This window comes from Pseudomonas sp. LBUM1671 (genome assembly GCF_059695685.1).
This window is the reverse complement of sequence record NZ_CP166782.1, coordinates 994902-1009663: the sequence shown is the minus strand read 5'-3', so window position 1 is coordinate 1009663 and position 14762 is coordinate 994902. Positions and strand designations below refer to the sequence as shown.

16 protein-coding genes are annotated in these 14762 nt (G+C 59.8%); 13 read left to right on the top strand and 3 right to left on the bottom strand.

Annotation, left to right across the window (positions count from 1 at the left end; genetic code table 11):
- Position 1: 1 nt before the first annotated feature.
- Positions 2–961, bottom strand: a complete 960-nt coding sequence (locus ACA060_RS04460) for a MerR family transcriptional regulator (protein ID WP_497315653.1) — start codon at positions 959–961, stop codon at positions 2–4.
- Positions 962–1171: 210 nt separating this feature from the next.
- Here ACA060_RS04460 and ACA060_RS04455 point away from each other — a divergent pair, with 210 nt between their 5' ends.
- From ACA060_RS04455 to ACA060_RS04405, 11 genes are all read left to right on the top strand, one after another.
- Positions 1172–1744: an antibiotic biosynthesis monooxygenase gene (locus ACA060_RS04455; RefSeq protein ID WP_497315651.1), complete on the top strand. Its 573-nt coding sequence runs from the start codon at positions 1172–1174 to the stop codon at positions 1742–1744.
- Between the two features lie 237 nt (positions 1745–1981).
- Positions 1982–2692, top strand: coding sequence for a dihydromonapterin reductase (gene folM, locus ACA060_RS04450; protein WP_497315649.1), 711 nt, complete (start codon positions 1982–1984; stop codon positions 2690–2692).
- 22 nt (positions 2693–2714) lie between these two features.
- Positions 2715–3290 carry a GTP cyclohydrolase I FolE gene (folE, locus tag ACA060_RS04445; RefSeq protein ID WP_109628013.1) on the top strand — a complete coding sequence of 192 codons (576 nt, stop codon included), beginning with the start codon at positions 2715–2717 and terminating at the stop codon, positions 3288–3290.
- A 2-nt stretch (positions 3291–3292) separates the two neighbouring features.
- Positions 3293–3664 carry a dihydroneopterin triphosphate 2'-epimerase gene (gene folX / locus ACA060_RS04440; RefSeq protein ID WP_008026970.1) on the top strand — a complete coding sequence of 124 codons (372 nt, stop codon included), beginning with the start codon at positions 3293–3295 and terminating at the stop codon, positions 3662–3664.
- A 68-nt stretch (positions 3665–3732) separates the two neighbouring features.
- On the top strand, positions 3733–4029 hold the full coding sequence (locus ACA060_RS04435; protein WP_497315647.1) for a DUF1244 domain-containing protein: 297 nt from the start codon (positions 3733–3735) through the stop codon (positions 4027–4029).
- Positions 4022–4360: a HopJ type III effector protein gene (locus ACA060_RS04430; RefSeq protein ID WP_027924562.1), complete on the top strand. Its 339-nt coding sequence runs from the start codon at positions 4022–4024 to the stop codon at positions 4358–4360. Before ACA060_RS04435 ends, ACA060_RS04430 begins: the two co-directional genes overlap by 8 nt.
- Before the next feature lie 273 nt (positions 4361–4633).
- Positions 4634–5884 (top strand): 2-aminoadipate transaminase, encoded by a 1251-nt coding sequence (locus ACA060_RS04425; protein WP_497315645.1) that lies wholly within the window; start codon positions 4634–4636, stop codon positions 5882–5884.
- Between the two features lie 128 nt (positions 5885–6012).
- Positions 6013–6987, top strand: a complete 975-nt coding sequence (locus ACA060_RS04420; RefSeq protein ID WP_497315643.1) for an amino acid ABC transporter permease — start codon at positions 6013–6015, stop codon at positions 6985–6987.
- Positions 6988–7056: 69 nt separating this feature from the next.
- Entirely contained in the window at positions 7057–7785 is a 729-nt protein-coding gene (locus tag ACA060_RS04415) for an amino acid ABC transporter ATP-binding protein (protein ID WP_497318176.1), read from the top strand.
- Between the two features lie 46 nt (positions 7786–7831).
- The gene (locus ACA060_RS04410; protein WP_497315641.1) at positions 7832–8665 is read left to right on the top strand and encodes a transporter substrate-binding domain-containing protein; all 834 of its coding nucleotides are present in this window, start codon (positions 7832–7834) and stop codon (positions 8663–8665) included.
- 143 nt (positions 8666–8808) lie between these two features.
- Positions 8809–10092: an NAD(P)/FAD-dependent oxidoreductase gene (locus ACA060_RS04405; protein ID WP_497315639.1), complete on the top strand. Its 1284-nt coding sequence runs from the start codon at positions 8809–8811 to the stop codon at positions 10090–10092.
- A 183-nt stretch (positions 10093–10275) separates the two neighbouring features.
- Here ACA060_RS04405 and trxB read toward each other — a convergent pair whose 3' ends face one another.
- Entirely contained in the window at positions 10276–11238 is a 963-nt protein-coding gene (gene trxB / locus ACA060_RS04400) for a thioredoxin-disulfide reductase (protein ID WP_497315637.1), read from the bottom strand.
- Positions 11239–11552: 314 nt separating this feature from the next.
- On the opposite strand from trxB, the gene cysZ reads away from it, so the two are divergent.
- Positions 11553–12305: a sulfate transporter CysZ gene (cysZ, locus tag ACA060_RS04395; protein WP_109635948.1), complete on the top strand. Its 753-nt coding sequence runs from the start codon at positions 11553–11555 to the stop codon at positions 12303–12305.
- A 40-nt stretch (positions 12306–12345) separates the two neighbouring features.
- The gene (locus ACA060_RS04390) at positions 12346–13551 is read left to right on the top strand and encodes a glycosyltransferase family 4 protein (RefSeq protein WP_497315635.1); all 1206 of its coding nucleotides are present in this window, start codon (positions 12346–12348) and stop codon (positions 13549–13551) included.
- A gap of 58 nt (positions 13552–13609) precedes the next feature.
- On the opposite strand, the gene ACA060_RS04385 is transcribed toward ACA060_RS04390, so the two are convergent.
- On the bottom strand, positions 13610–14713 hold the full coding sequence (locus ACA060_RS04385) for an NADH:flavin oxidoreductase (protein WP_109628008.1): 1104 nt from the start codon (positions 14711–14713) through the stop codon (positions 13610–13612).
- Positions 14714–14762 lie beyond the last annotated feature (49 nt).

Sequence of the window (14762 nt, the reverse complement as noted above, 5' to 3'; positions counted from 1 at the left end):
TTCAGGTATCCAGGTTTCCTGCCAGGAACTGTTTCAGACGCTGACGCATCACCATTCCCTCATTCCCCAGACACCCGATCGACGTTCCGGCCAGGCTGTCCTGTACCAGGTCCGACGCATCGCCGGCCAGCAGCAACTGACAGTCCAGGCTCATGGCCAGTCGGTTCAAACGTCGAGGCAATTCAGCGGCCGGCGCGTGATTCGATACCAGCACCAGTGCCGTGGGCTTGATCCGCTCGCAAACCAGGGTCAACTCGTCGAAGGGCTGACCGATCGCCAGCAATTGAATGGCCGAGTCGACACTGCTCAGATACAGCGCCGTGAGCAGCACTTCGAGTTCATGGGCTTGATCGGCCAGGGCGCAGATAATCACACGGCGCGGTTGCATGACGCGCACAAGCAGCATGCGTTGCAATACGCGAGATCGCAGAAAACCATCCAGGAACAGCCATTCGCTGGTCTGACCGAACGCGTCATGTCGCTGAAGCATCAACTTCCAGATCGGCATAAGGATGTCCTGGAACACCACTGTCAGGGGATAGCTGGAAAAAACCTGTCCATAGATCTGCTCCAGTTGCACCTCGTCAAATGCCGTCACGGCCGCCTCAACCTGCTGTTGCCACTGGGCATAGTCGGCCTGAACGAGTTCGTCGGGAATGATCTTCGCCAGGGCTTTGAGGGGTTCGGTCTTGGCCAGTATCTTGCCGACCTTGCTGACTGCGACGCCGCGATCGATCCAGCCGAGAATGCTGCGAACCTTTTCAATATCGGCCATCGAGTACAACCGATGCCCGCTTTCGGTGCGTGTGGGCTGGATCAGGCCATAACGTCGTTCCCATGCCCGCAAGGTGACGGGGTTGATACCCGTCAAACGCGCCACTTCACGAATGGGAAACAGCTCCTCTTGTTCCAGCGCAGTACCTTGCTGCAGCGCTGGGGCACCCTCGGTCAGGACAGGCATTAGGCAATTGACGTCCGCGTGCAAAATTGGATCCCATTCTAACTCCTCTACCCCGTGCGTGTTCAAGGCCGATGAACGACGAATGTCGCTGGTGTATCCGTCAGAATCAGGAATAATCCTTGCTTGTCTCAAGACGCAGCCCATCACCCCGGCGCTGCGCCTGGCGAAACTCCTACCCGGAGCGACGCATCTGTTATACGGAGATTCACCATGTCTACCTCACCCGTCACGCTGATGGTTGCTCGTCGTGTCGCCGATGGGCGTTATCAAGACCTGATGGTCTGGTTGCGCGAAGGCGAACAACTGGCCACCGACTTTCCCGGTTATCTCGGCTCAGGCGTGCTCGCTCCGCCGCCCGGCGATAACGAATTCCAGATTATTTTCCGTTTTGCCAACGAGCAAACCATGTACGCCTGGGAGCATTCCGCTTCGCGTACCGCATGGCTGGCGCGTGGCAGCGATCTGTTTGCGCACAAGACGGAACATCGTGTGAGCGGCATCGAAGGCTGGTTCGGCGCCGTCGGCCAGCGTCCACCCCGCTGGAAACAGGCTGTGGCAATCTGGCTGGCGTTCTTTCCGGTGTCCTTGCTGTTCAACTTCGTATTGGGGCCGCTGCTCGGCGACATGAGCCTGCTGCCTCGCGTGCTCATCAGCACCCTGTGCCTGACGCCGTTGATGGTCTACTTCTTCATTCCGCTGTCGACCCGCCTGCTGGCCGGCTGGCTGAACAGCCCACCGACGCGCCCGTTGCCCACCGAACCCTCCACCCAGAATCACGGATAACCGTTGTGGAAGCGAGCCTTTGTGGCGAGGGGATTTATCCCCGTTCGGCTGCGAAGCAGTCGTAAAACCATTGTCTGCGGCGCATCTGATTCACCGCGGTGTTGGAATCGGGGCCGCTTCGCAGCCCAACGGGGTGGTGCGGCATTCCGATAAATCCCCTCGCCACAAGGCTCCCACAATAGGTGTACGTCGCCGCGCGCTGGTATAGTTTTGCTCTCACCGCGACGCGAGCCGTTCATGACCTCTTCCGCAGCTCCGATCCTCATCACCGGTGCCGGCCAGCGTGTCGGCCTGCACTGTGCGCAGCGTTTGCTCGAAGACGGCCATTCAGTGATCTTCAGCTACCGAAGTGAACGCCCCGGCGTGCAGACATTGCGCGACCTGGGCGCGACCGCGGTGTTTGCGGACTTCTCCACTGAAGCGGGCATCCTCGCGTTCATCACCGAACTGAAAACTCACACCGACAGCCTGCGAGCCATTGTCCATAACGCGTCCGAATGGCTGGCCGAAACCCCGGACACCGATGCCGAGGCCTTCACCCGCATGTTCAGCGTGCACATGCTCGCGCCCTACCTGATCAACCTGCACTGTGCCGACTTGCTCGAACGCTCTAGCCCGGCCGACATCGTGCACATCAGCGATGACGTGACCCGCAGGGGCAGCAGCAAGCACATCGGCTACTGCGCCAGCAAAGCCGGGCTCGACAGCCTCACCCTGTCCTTCGCCGCGAAATACGCGCCGACAATCAAGGTCAACGGCATCGCGCCAGCCCTGCTAATGTTCAATCCCGACGACGACGCCGCGTACCGCGCCAAAGCCCTGGCCAAGTCCGCGCTGGGCATCGAACCCGGCAGCGAAGTGATCTACCAGAGCTTGCGTTATTTGCTCGACAACCCTTATGTCACTGGCACGACCCTGACCGTCAACGGCGGACGGCACATCAAATAAGCGGCCCCCGCGAGGATGTTCCATGACGTTATCCCTGCCCCAGAATTCACTGTCCCAAAGCTATCGCGAAATCCTCATCGGCCTCGGTGAAAACCCCGACCGCGAAGGACTGCAAGACACCCCGGTTCGCGCGGCCAAGGCCATGCAGTACCTCTGCCATGGCTACGATCAGAGTGTCGAAGAGATCGTCAACGGCGCACTGTTTGCGTCAGACAACGATGAAATGATCATCGTCGATAACATCGAGCTGTACTCGCTTTGCGAACATCACATGCTGCCCTTCATCGGCAAGGCGCATGTGGCTTATATTCCAACGGGCAAGGTGCTGGGCCTGTCGAAGATTGCGCGGCTGGTGGATATGTTCGCCCGTCGCCTGCAGATCCAGGAAAACCTCACTCGGCAAATCGCCGACGCAGTGCAGCAAGTGACCGGCGCGGCGGGCGTCGCGGTGGTCATCGAAGCCAGGCACATGTGCATGATGATGCGCGGCGTCGAGAAACAGAATTCGACCATGAACACCTCGGTGATGCTCGGCGCCTTCCGCGAGTCGAGCAACACCCGCCAGGAGTTCCTGCAATTGATTGGACGGAGCAAGTAGTAATGCCACAACTTCAACCAGGAATGGCACGCATCCGGGTCAAGGACCTGTGCCTGCGGACCTTCATCGGGATCAACGAGGATGAAATCCTCAACAAGCAGGATGTGCTGATCAACCTGACCATCCTGTATGCCGCTCAGGAAGCGGTGCGTGACAACGACATCGATCACGCGCTCAATTACCGCACCATCACCAAGGCGATCATCGCCCACGTGGAGGGCAATCGCTTTGCCCTGCTCGAACGCCTGACCCAGGAAATCCTCGACCTGGTGATGGCCAACGAATCGGTGCTGTATGCCGAGGTTGAAGTCGACAAGCCGCACGCCCTGCGATTCGCCGAGTCGGTGTCGATTACCCTGGCCGCGAGCCGCTGACCGCGTCTGGCGCATTGTCCGTCAGACTTTTATCATCCGCTCCACGATTGGATTGCACAGAGCCCGCCATGAACGATCAACAACGCCTGGAACTTGAAGCCGCCGCCTTTCGCCGGCTGGTCGCCCACCTGGACAGCCGCAAGGATGTGCAGAACATCGACCTGATGAACCTCTCGGGTTTCTGCCGCAACTGCCTGTCCAAGTGGTACAAGGCCGCCGCCGATGAACGCCAGATCGAGGTCAGCCTCGATGACGCCCGCGAAGTGGTCTACGGCATGCCGTACGCCGAGTGGAAAGCCCAATACCAGCAAGAAGCCAGCGCCGAACAACAAGAAGCGTTCGCCAAAGGAAAACCCAATGAGTGATTTGAACACCCTGCGTGCCAGCCTCAAGAGCGGCGAACACGCTTTCGCCGACACCCTGGCGTTCATCGCCGCGGGTTACGACTACCAGCCTCAGGCGTTCAACAACGGTGGCGTGGAAAATGCCGCTGGGCAGAACGAAGGTTCGTGCAAGACCCTGGGTCTGGCGTTGCTGGAAGGCCTGAGCGATGAAGAAGCGCTGTTGGCTTTCGGCGAGCATTACCGCTCGGTGGTGGCCACGCCTGAAGGCAGCGACCACGGAAATATCCGCGCATTGATCGCTCATGGTCTGGCCGGTGTGAAATTCACCCAACAGCCACTGACTCGCCGCTGATCAAAGTCCGCAAAACACTTCACGAGCGACACTGAACCTGTGGCGAGGGAGCTTGCTCCCGCTGGGTCGCGCAGCGGCCCCAAAAAAAGAGGGACCGCTACGCAGTCCAGCGGGAGTAAGCTCCCTCGCCACAGGTTGCGCCTGGTCTGCCCATCGCTTGTTCGCACACATCCCGACTTTTAAGATTGACCCGGCCACTTTATTTCGTTTGCCCCACACCACTGCTCACGGCTTAGATAAAAAGAAGCATCCCTTCTTCAGAGTCGGTCATCCATGAGCAGCGAAAACATCAGCCAGTCGATCAACGTCGTTCATCCCGTCACGCTCAGCCACGGCAAAAACGCCGAGGTCTGGGACACGGACGGCAAACGCTACATCGACTTCGTCGGCGGCATCGGCGTGCTGAACCTCGGCCACTGCCATCCGCGCATCGTCGAGGCCATTCGGGAACAGGCCACGCGCCTGACCCACTACGCGTTCAACGCCGCCCCGCATGTGCCCTACATCGAACTGATGGATCGTCTGACGGCGTTCATTCCTGTGGACTACGCTGTCAGTGGCATGCTCACCAACAGCGGCGCAGAAGCGGCGGAAAACGCCCTGAAGATCGTCCGCGGTTCGACCGGCCGCACGGCCGTCATTGCCTTCGACGGCGCCTTCCATGGACGCACGCTCGCCACTCTCAATCTCAATGGCAAAGTCGCGCCTTACAAACAGAAAGTCGGCGTGCTGCCGGGTCCGGTGTTCCATTTGCCGTACCCAAGCAAGGACAACGGCGTGACCTGCGCCGAAGCCTTGAAAGCGATGGATCGACTGTTCAGCGTCGAAATCGACGTCAATGACGTGGCCTGTTTTATCGTCGAACCGGTGCAAGGTGAAGCAGGATTCCTGGCGATGGATGTCGAGTTCGCACAGGCGCTGCGCACGTTCTGCGATGAAAAAAACATCGTGTTGATCGCCGATGAAATCCAGTCCGGCTTCGGCCGCACCGGCGAACGTTTTGCCTTTTCGCGCCTGGGCATCGAGCCGGACCTGATCCTGCTGGGCAAAAGCATTGCCGGCGGCGTGCCACTGGGCGCGGTGGTTGGACGCAAGTCGCTGCTCGACACCTTGCCCAAAGGCGGACTGGGCGGCACTTATTCAGGCAACCCTATCGCCTGCGCAGCCGCATTGGCGACCTTGGACGAGATGACTGACGCGAACTTGCAAGCCTGGGGCGCGCAGCAGGAAGAAGCGATTGTCAGCCGCTATGCGTCCTGGCGTGCCAGCAAACTGTCGCCGTACCTGGGACGCTTGACCGGCGTCGGTGCGATGCGCGGCATCGAGCTGGTCAACACCGACGGCACTCCGGCCTCGGCGCAGCTCACACAGTTGCTGGCGCTGGCGCGCGATGCGGGTCTGCTGTTGATGCCGAGCGGCAAATCACGACACATCATTCGGTTGCTGGCGCCGTTGACCACCGAGGCGGCGGTGCTGGAGGAAGGGCTGGACATCCTCCAGGCGTGCCTGGCGAAACTGTCCTGATCGCAACGTGTGTTCCGGGACTGACGTAGCGAATTATGTTCGCTTGTTGTCCCGGAATCCGCGCCGTAATACTCACCAAAGACCCCTTTATTTAGCGAGAACATCACCACCTACAAGCCGAGGCAGACATGTATCACGACAATATAATTTATAAGAAAAAGTCTAACGATCCTCAATTTCTGCTCGGCGTAGCCGTGGTGCTGTTCCTCGGCTCCTACCTGATGAACCTGGGCAACAGCGCCCTCAGCCATCTTCTGCAACCGCTACTGGGCAACGCCCCGGACAGTCTGACCGCGCGCAACATCGCCATCGGGCTGGGCATCGCCGTACTGGGCACACTGAATTTCCATGTCCTCGGACGCCTGAAGTTCAAAGTGCAGACCACGGTGGTGTGGATCGAACTGCTGATCCTGTTTCTGGCGTTCTTCGACACCTTCAACCTGTCTTACAGTTTCATCCTCGACAAGATCGGTTTCCTGATCATCCAGGGCGCTGCGACCACTCTGTACATCTCCGCCATCGCGATTGTGCTTGCCTTCGTGCTGGCATTGATCGGCGCGGTGGCCAAGCTGTCGAACAACGGCCTGGCCAATGCCCTCGCCTCGTTCTACACCTCGTTCTTTCGCGGCGTGCCGCTGCTGATTCAGATCTATCTGATTTACCTCGGTCTGCCGCAACTCGGCTACGTGGTCGATGCGGTGCCGGCCGGCATCCTCGCGTTGTCCCTGTGCTACGGCGCCTACATGACCGAGATTTTCCGGGCGGGCATCCAGAGCATCCCGGTCGGCCAGTGGGAAGCCTCGCGCGCCCTGAACATCAGCCCGTTCAAGACCCTGAGCCGGGTGATCATGCCGCAGGCCCTGCGCGTGATCATTCCACCCACCGGCAACCAGTTCATCGCGATGCTCAAGGACAGTTCGCTGGTGTCGGTCATCGGTGTCTGGGAGCTGATGTACCTGGCCAAGACCCAGGGCCGCGCGGACTTCCGCCACCTGGAAATGCTGATCACCGCCGCGATGATTTACTGGGCCCTGTCATTCATCCTGGAACGGGTACAGGCGCGAATCGAAAAGCGGGTCAACCGATCCGTGGCAAGGGGTTGATGCGTGATGACTCGAACCAATACCGCCGAACAACTCAACCTGGCCCCTGCTGCGCAGACCAGCCCCTCGATGATTTCAATCACTGGCCTGAACAAGTGGTACGGCAACTTTCACGCCCTGCGCGACGTCGACCTGAACGTCGCCACCGGCGAAATCCTGGTGGTGTGCGGACCGTCAGGCTCGGGAAAATCGACCATGATTCGCTGCATCAACCACCTGGAAAATTTCCAGAAAGGTCACATTCAGGTCAACGGCATCACCCTGACCAGCGAAGCGGAAAGTGTCAGCGCCGTGCGCAGCGAAATCGGCATGGTGTTCCAGAGCTTCAACCTGTTCCCGCACTTGAGCGTGATGGACAACCTGACCCTGGCCCCGCAACTGGTGCAAGGCGTGTCCTCTGCCGAGGCGAAAAAACGCGCGCAGGTCTATCTGGAACGGGTGCGGATTGCCGAGCACGCCCACAAATATCCGTCGCAGCTCTCCGGCGGTCAGCAGCAGCGCGTGGCCATTGCCCGAGCACTGTGCATGAACCCCAAAGTGATGCTGTTCGACGAGCCGACCTCGGCGCTGGACCCGGAAATGGTCCACGAGGTGCTGGACGTGATGGGTGAACTGGCCACCGACGGCATGACCATGATCTGCGTGACCCACGAAATGGGCTTTGCCAGCAAAGTCGCTGATCGGGTGCTGTTCATGGACCAGGGCCAAGTGATCGAACAAGCCACCCCGACCGAATTTTTCAACAACCCGCAGACCGAACGCGCGCAGAAATTCCTGTCGCAGATCATCGGTCACTGAGAAGCGCTTTACCCCCGCATAACAATAACGAGAAGTGGAGATGGACATGCTCAGTAAAAAACCCGCAATCACCCTCGCAGCCGCCCTGTCACTGTTGTTCATCGGCGCCGCGAACGCCGGAGCCGTTCTGGACAAGATCGAGAGCAGCAAGACGTTGACCGTCGCCACCTCGGCGACCTGGCCTCCGCAGGGCTTCATCAACGACAAGAATGAAATCGACGGTTTTGATATTGACGTGTCCAAGGAGATCGCCAAACGTATGGGCGTCGAGGCCAAATTCATCACCCCCGACTGGGATGTGATTACCGCCGGCAAGTGGAATGGCCGCTGGGATGTATCCGTAGGTTCGATGACTGCGACCAAAAGTCGTGCGCGGATTCTCGACTTCCCCGGCACCTATTACTACGTGCCCTACGTGTTTGCGGTGCACAACAAATCCACGGTCACCGACCACAAGGCGCTGAATGGCAAAACCATCGGCGTCGAAGGCGGCACGACCTCCGAGGACTATTTCAGCCAGGCGCTGGCGATCGAAACCACTGACGTGCCGCCCGTCGTCTACGACGTAAAAACCGAAAAAATGAAGACCTACGCCGGCTCCGTCGGGCCGCTGGACGATCTGCGCCTGGGCGACGGCGCCCGACTGGACGCCATCCTCACGCAACGCAGCACCCTGGATGCCGCCGTCAAGAAAGGTTATCCATTGCGCGCCGTCGACAACGACGTTGTGTTCTACGAACCGCTGGCCGTTGCCACCGACAAGGGTGACCCGGAGTTGAAGGCCAAGCTGAGTGAAATCATCGGCCAGATGCACAAGGACGGCACGCTGACCAAGCTGTCGGACAAGTGGTACGGCGTCGACTACTCGACTATCAAATAACACCGCCCTCCCCTGTGGGAGCGGGCTTGCCCGCGAAAGCGGTGGTTCAGCTTGCATTGATGTTGTATGTGCCGGCGTCTTCGTGAGCAAGTCGAATCGTCGCACCGCCGCTCCCACAAAAAGCAATTTCTCAAGGATCGACCATGTCCTTCCCCAGCACCTGGTATTCCCAAACCTCGCTGCCTCGCGCGGCCAGGTCCGAATTGAACACCGACGAAACCTGCGACGTCTGCATCATCGGTGCCGGCATTGCCGGCCTCACCGCCGCCCTGGAACTGACCCGGCGCGGCAAGCGCGTGATCATGCTCGAAGCCCATCAGGTCGCCTGGGGCGCGTCCGGCCGCAATGGCGGCGTGGTTTCGCCGGGCTGGGCAGAAGGATCGGGAGCGATCCGCAAGAAACTGGGGCTGGAGCACGCCAGAGCGCTATTCCAGTTGTCGGTCGAAGGTGTAGAGATTGTCCGGCGCAACATCGCCGAACTGGCGCTTAGCGGCTGCGATCCATCCGCCGGCACGATCCGGGTCAAGCGCTACGACGACAGCGCTGGCGTCAAAAACCACATCGACACGATGCGTCGCGACTTCGGCTATGAACTCAATTTCCTCGACACCGCCGAGGTGCGGGAACGGGCACACACCCTGCGCTATTTCCAGGGTGTCGAAGACCCTAACGCCCTGCATTTTCATCCGTTGAATTATTGCCTGGGTCTGGCTTTGGCCATTGAAGCCGCGGGCGGGCGTATTTTTGAGCACTCAAAAATGCTTGCCTGGCGGCGCGAAGGGACCGACAAAATCGTCCAGACCGCTCACGGCAGCGTGCGCTGTCACGACCTGGTGTTCTGCGCCGGCGGTTATGGCGGTCCGGAGCTGCAAAAACTCAGCCGCGCCTTCCTGCCGATCGCCACCTACGTGGTGCTCACCGAACATTTGGGCGACTCGATCAAAAACGTTCTCGACTCGGGCGCCGCATTCTCCGATGACCGTCGCGCCTCAGACTATTACCGCATCGTCGAAGGCGATCGCCTGCTCTGGGGCGGGCGCATCACGACCCGCAACGAACAGGATGAAAACGCCTTGGCGGCTATGTTGAAGGCCGACATGGTCTCGGTGTATCCGCAATTGGCATCGGTCAGGATCGAATTGGCCTGGTCTGGTTTGATGGGGTATTCCACCAACAAAATGCCCAATCTGGGAGCGCTGGAACCGGGTGTCTGGGCATGCACGTCGTTTGGCGGCCATGGGCTGAATACCGGTTCGATTGGCGGCAGGGTGATCGCTGAGGCGGTGTGCGGGGAGAGTGCGCGGTATGAATTGTTCAAGCCGTATTTGCTGGACTGGAACGGCGGGCCGTTCGGGCGGGTGGCTGCCAATGCGATCTATCGATCGCTGAAGGTCATGGACTTCGTTCAGGAGCGATTTCGCGGTTGATCGCAATTTCCGCAAACCCTGTTAACCCTGTGGGAGCTAGCCTGCTAGCGATGGGGGGTCAGCTACATCGATGTGACTGACACCCCATCGCTAGCAGGCTAGCTCCCACAAGGGTTTGTGTTGACCGCACTTTCTGTGAACACAAAAAAACCGGCCGAAGCCGGTTTTTTCATTTCAACAGAATCAGAACGAAGCGTTCTGCAGGCCGTCGAGGTAACGCTCGGTGTCCAATGCCGCCATGCAGCCAGCGCCGGCCGAGGTGATGGCTTGACGGTAAATGTGGTCAGCCACGTCACCGGCCGCGAAGATGCCTTCAACGCTGGTCGCAGTGGCGTTGCCGTCACGGCCGCCGTGGACAACCAGGTAACCGTCTTTCAACGTCAGCTGGCCTTCGAACAGCGAGGTGTTCGGGGTGTGGCCGATGGCGATGAACACGCCGTCGACTTTCAGCTCGTCGAAGCTGCCGTCGTTGTTCTTCAGGCGGGCACCAGTCACGCCCATGTTGTCGCCCAGGACTTCGTCCAGGTTCGAGTTCAGCTTCAGGATGATTTTGCCTTCGGCAACCCGCGCATTCAGCTTGTCGATCAGGATCTTCTCGGCGCGGAAAGTCTCGCGGCGGTGGATCAGGGTCACGGTGCTGGCGATGTTGGCCAGGTACAGTGCTTCTTCGACAGCAGTGTTACCGCCGCCGACCACGGCTACAGGCTTGTTGCGGTAGAAGAAACCGTCGCAGGTTGCGCAGGCCGAAACGCCTTTGCCCATGAACGCTTCTTCCGACGGCAGACCGAGGTAACGCGCGCTTGCGCCGGTGGCGATGATCAGGGCGTCGCAGGTGTACGTCGCGCTGTCACCGATCAGGGTGTACGGCTTGGCAGCGAAGTCGACGGCATTGATGTGATCGAAAACGATCTCGGTTTCAAAGCGTTCGGCGTGCTCTTTCATGCGTTCCATCAGCGCCGGGCCGGTCAGGCCGTGGACGTCGCCCGGCCAGTTGTCGACTTCGGTGGTGGTGGTCAGTTGACCGCCGGCTTGCATGCCGGTGATCAGCAGTGGCTTGAGGTTGGCACGGGCGGCATAGACCGCGGCGCTGTAACCGGCAGGGCCGGAACCGAGAATAATCACTCGCGAATGACGGACTTCAGACATGACCTGCTCCTGTTGACCGGCCCGGAACACCTGGCGCGGAACGCCGGGTTGCCGGCGGGAATAAAAAAGGACCGTTGAATGCCTTGGGGAAGGCTCGGGTTCGACAGTCCTGTAAAAAGAATGGGTGCAGCGTATCGAGGGGGCGAAGATTAAGGAAATACGGTTTAACAATCCAGCTCATAGGCGGTCTCTATCCGGTCACGATGAATTTATAGGCGCCTTTGTTACAGTTAATGTCGATGTCGCTGCCGCGCTTTCGCCTGTCAGGCAAAGCCGGTAAGGTCGGCGCGTTTACCCTTTGCTCGGAGCACGTTATGCCCGCCCCCGTTCTGTCCGGCCCGCAATACCTGCGCGAAGGTCTCAAGCTGGTCCTGAGCCCCAGCCTGCGTTTGTTCGTGTTGTTGCCCTTGGTGATCAACCTCGTGCTGTTCGTCGGATTGATCTACCTGGCCAGCCATCAATTCAGCCTGTGGGTCGATACGCTGATGCCGTCCCTGCCCGACTGGCTGAGTTTTCTCAGTTACGTCCTCTGGCCGATTTTTGTCGTGCTGGTGGTTCTGATGGTGTTTTTCACCTTCACCATGCTCGCCAACGTCATCGCCGCACCGTTCAACGGCTTCCTCGCGGAGAAAGTCGAAGTGGTGGTGCGCGGCACCGATGACTTCCCGGCTTTCAGCTGGGGTGAACTGATCGCCATGATCCCGCGCACCCTGTCCCGGGAAATGCGCAAACTCGGTTACTTCCTGCCGCGAGCGATCGGGTTGTTCATTCTCTCGTTCATCCCCGTGGTGAACATCATTGCTGCGCCATTGTGGCTGCTGTTCGGGGTGTGGATGATGGCGATCCAGTACATTGACTACCCCGCGGACAACCACAAACTCGGCTGGAACGAAATGCTCGCCTGGCTGCGCGAGAAGCGCTGGCAGAGCATGAGTTTTGGCGGGATCGTGTATCTGGTGCTGCTGATTCCGGTGGTCAATATTCTGATGATGCCGGCGGCGGTGGCCGGGGCGACATTGTTCTGGGTGCGGGAGCGTGGCGCAGAGAATCTGGTGACCCAACGCTGACACCGTCACAAATCCATCATCGAAACGCCACAATGACGACATGGCCTCAGCCGACACTGAGGTCATGACGACAACTCTGCATATCACCCTGATCACCGAAACCTTCCCTCCCGAAATCAACGGCGTGGCCAATACCCTCGGCCGCTTGTGTGATGGCTTGCGCGCGCGCGGGCACCAGGTCGAGCTGGTGCGGCCGCGTCAGGGCTGCGATCAGTTGGCGGCCAGCAGCGATGAGTTGTTGCTGTGTCGCGGCTGGCCGCTGCCGGGCTATCCCGGTTTGCAATGGGGTCAGTCGTCGATGCACAAGCTGCTGCGGCGCTGGAAGCGGCATCGTCCGGACGTGCTCTACATCGCCACCGAGGGACCGCTGGGATTGTCGGCATTGCGAGCGGCGCGGCGTTTGGGCATTTCAGTGGTCAGCGGTTTTCACACCAATTTCCAGCAGTATTCCAGCCAGTACGGGCTCGGATTGCTGTCGCGTTTGCTGACCCATTACCTGCGCTGGTTTCATAACCGTTCGACGCTGACGCTGGTGCCCAGCATCAGCCAGCGACTGGAACTTGAGCGGCGGCATTTCGAACGCCTGGCGTTGTTGTCCCGAGGGGTCGACAGTCAATTGTTTCATCCGGTTAAACGCCTGCAATCGCTACGCGAACAGTGGGGCCTGGCCGAGAAGGACATCGCGGTTATCCATGTAGGACGGTTGGCGCAGGAGAAAAATCTTGGCTTGCTCAAGCGCTGTTTCGACGCGCTGAAAGCCACTTACCCACAGCGCAATCTGAAACTGATCGTGGTCGGCGACGGACCGCAGCGAAGTGTTTTGGAGAAGGAACTGTCTGAAGCGATTTTCTGCGGCTCACAACGTGGCGAAGCGTTGGCCAGCCACTATGCGTCGGCGGATGTATTTCTGTTTCCGAGCCTGACCGAAACCTTCGGCAATGTGGTGCTTGAAGCGCTGGCCTCGGGATTGGGCGTGGTGGCCTACGATCAGGCGGCAGCAGCCCAGCATATTCGCCATGGCTACAACGGCGTGCTGGCGATGCCGGGGGATGAAGAGGCGTTCTGCGATGCCGCGACGTGGTTGTTGGAGGAGCGCGAAACGTTGCGTTGCGTGCGGCTCAATGCGCGCCAGCATGCGAGTCGCCAGGGCTGGGCGGCAATTATCGAGCAGTTTGAGGGGCAGTTGCGGGGGGCTTGTGTGGGGGAGCAGGTGGTGCCAAATGCACCAACCTTGCCCCGAGCCTAGGGTGACATTGAGTCAGTCATCGCCAGCAGGCTGGCGATGAGGCCTTGCCAGTCGCCGCTTAAACCAGCGTCATCAACGCCTCACGGCTGAACGGCAGGATGTCTTCCTCGCGACCCTCACGCACTTTCTGCGCCCAGTCCGGGTCGACCAGCAATGCACGCCCTACCGCCACCAGATCGAACTCATCGTTGTTCAACCGCTCCAGCAGTTTTTCCAGGCTGGCCGGCTGCGCGATCTTGTCAGTGTTGACCATGAACTGCAGGAACTCGCCATCCAGGCCAACGCTGCCCACGGTGATGGTCGGCTTGCCCGTCAGCTTGCGGGTCCAGCCAGCCAGGTTCAGCTCGGAACCGTCGAACTCCGGCTCCCAGAAACGACGCGTCGAGCAGTGGAAAATGTCCACGCCAGCGTCGGACAGCGGCTTGAGGAATTCACCCAGCGCTTCCGGGGTTTGCACCAGACGCGCGGTGTAATCCTGCTGCTTCCACTGCGAGAAACGGAAGATGATCGGGAAACCTTCGCCGACCGCTGCACGCACGGCCTGAATCAATTCAATGGCAAAACGCGAACGGTTGGCCAGGCTGCCACCGTATTCGTCGGTGCGCTGGTTACTGCCTTCCCAGAAGAACTGGTCCACGAGGTAGCCATGGGCGCCGTGGATTTCCACACCGTCCATGCCGATGCTTTGAGCGTCTTTAGCGGCTTGGGCGAATGCGGCGATCACGTCCTGGATGTCTTGTTTAGTCATGCCGTGCACTACGACTTGACCGTCCTTCAGTTTTTCCGACGGACCGTAACCCGGCACGCTGGCATCCGGCTCGGTGCCGATGCGACGCACGCTACCCACGTGCCAAAGCTGAGGCACGATCTTGCCGCCCTCGGCGTGGACCGCATCGACCACTTTCTTCCAGCCGGCCAGCGCAGCTTCACCGTAGAAATGCGGCACGTTCGGGTAGCCGTTGGAGGCCTTGTGCCCGACGGTGGTGCCTTCGGTGATGATCAGGCCGACGCCGGCGGCAGCGCGACGACGGTAATACTCGATCACTTTGGAATTGGGAACGCCGCCCGGCGAAAACGAGCGGGTCATCGGCGCCATGACGACGCGGGTCGGCAGTTCGAGGGTGCCGAGGTGGAACGGTTTGAACAAGGCTTTGACTGGCATGGGACGCTCCACGAAAACGATATCGACGGGACACAAATTTTATGACGGC

Coding starts and splice junctions, on each gene's coding strand:
- ACA060_RS04420 (WP_497315643.1), top strand. CDS start 6,013: ATGTATCACGACAATATAATTTATAAGAAAAAGTCTAACGATCCTCAA.
- ACA060_RS04425 (WP_497315645.1), top strand. CDS start 4,634: ATGAGCAGCGAAAACATCAGCCAGTCGATCAACGTCGTTCATCCCGTC.
- ACA060_RS04385 (WP_109628008.1), bottom strand. CDS start 14,713: ATGCCAGTCAAAGCCTTGTTCAAACCGTTCCACCTCGGCACCCTCGAA.
- folM (WP_497315649.1), top strand. CDS start 1,982: ATGACCTCTTCCGCAGCTCCGATCCTCATCACCGGTGCCGGCCAGCGT.
- ACA060_RS04460 (WP_497315653.1), bottom strand. CDS start 961: ATGCCTGTCCTGACCGAGGGTGCCCCAGCGCTGCAGCAAGGTACTGCG.
- folX (WP_008026970.1), top strand. CDS start 3,293: ATGCCACAACTTCAACCAGGAATGGCACGCATCCGGGTCAAGGACCTG.
- ACA060_RS04405 (WP_497315639.1), top strand. CDS start 8,809: ATGTCCTTCCCCAGCACCTGGTATTCCCAAACCTCGCTGCCTCGCGCG.
- ACA060_RS04415 (WP_497318176.1), top strand. CDS start 7,057: ATGATTTCAATCACTGGCCTGAACAAGTGGTACGGCAACTTTCACGCC.
- ACA060_RS04410 (WP_497315641.1), top strand. CDS start 7,832: ATGCTCAGTAAAAAACCCGCAATCACCCTCGCAGCCGCCCTGTCACTG.
- cysZ (WP_109635948.1), top strand. CDS start 11,553: ATGCCCGCCCCCGTTCTGTCCGGCCCGCAATACCTGCGCGAAGGTCTC.
- folE (WP_109628013.1), top strand. CDS start 2,715: ATGACGTTATCCCTGCCCCAGAATTCACTGTCCCAAAGCTATCGCGAA.
- ACA060_RS04390 (WP_497315635.1), top strand. CDS start 12,346: ATGGCCTCAGCCGACACTGAGGTCATGACGACAACTCTGCATATCACC.
- trxB (WP_497315637.1), bottom strand. CDS start 11,238: ATGTCTGAAGTCCGTCATTCGCGAGTGATTATTCTCGGTTCCGGCCCT.
- ACA060_RS04455 (WP_497315651.1), top strand. CDS start 1,172: ATGTCTACCTCACCCGTCACGCTGATGGTTGCTCGTCGTGTCGCCGAT.
- ACA060_RS04430 (WP_027924562.1), top strand. CDS start 4,022: ATGAGTGATTTGAACACCCTGCGTGCCAGCCTCAAGAGCGGCGAACAC.
- ACA060_RS04435 (WP_497315647.1), top strand. CDS start 3,733: ATGAACGATCAACAACGCCTGGAACTTGAAGCCGCCGCCTTTCGCCGG.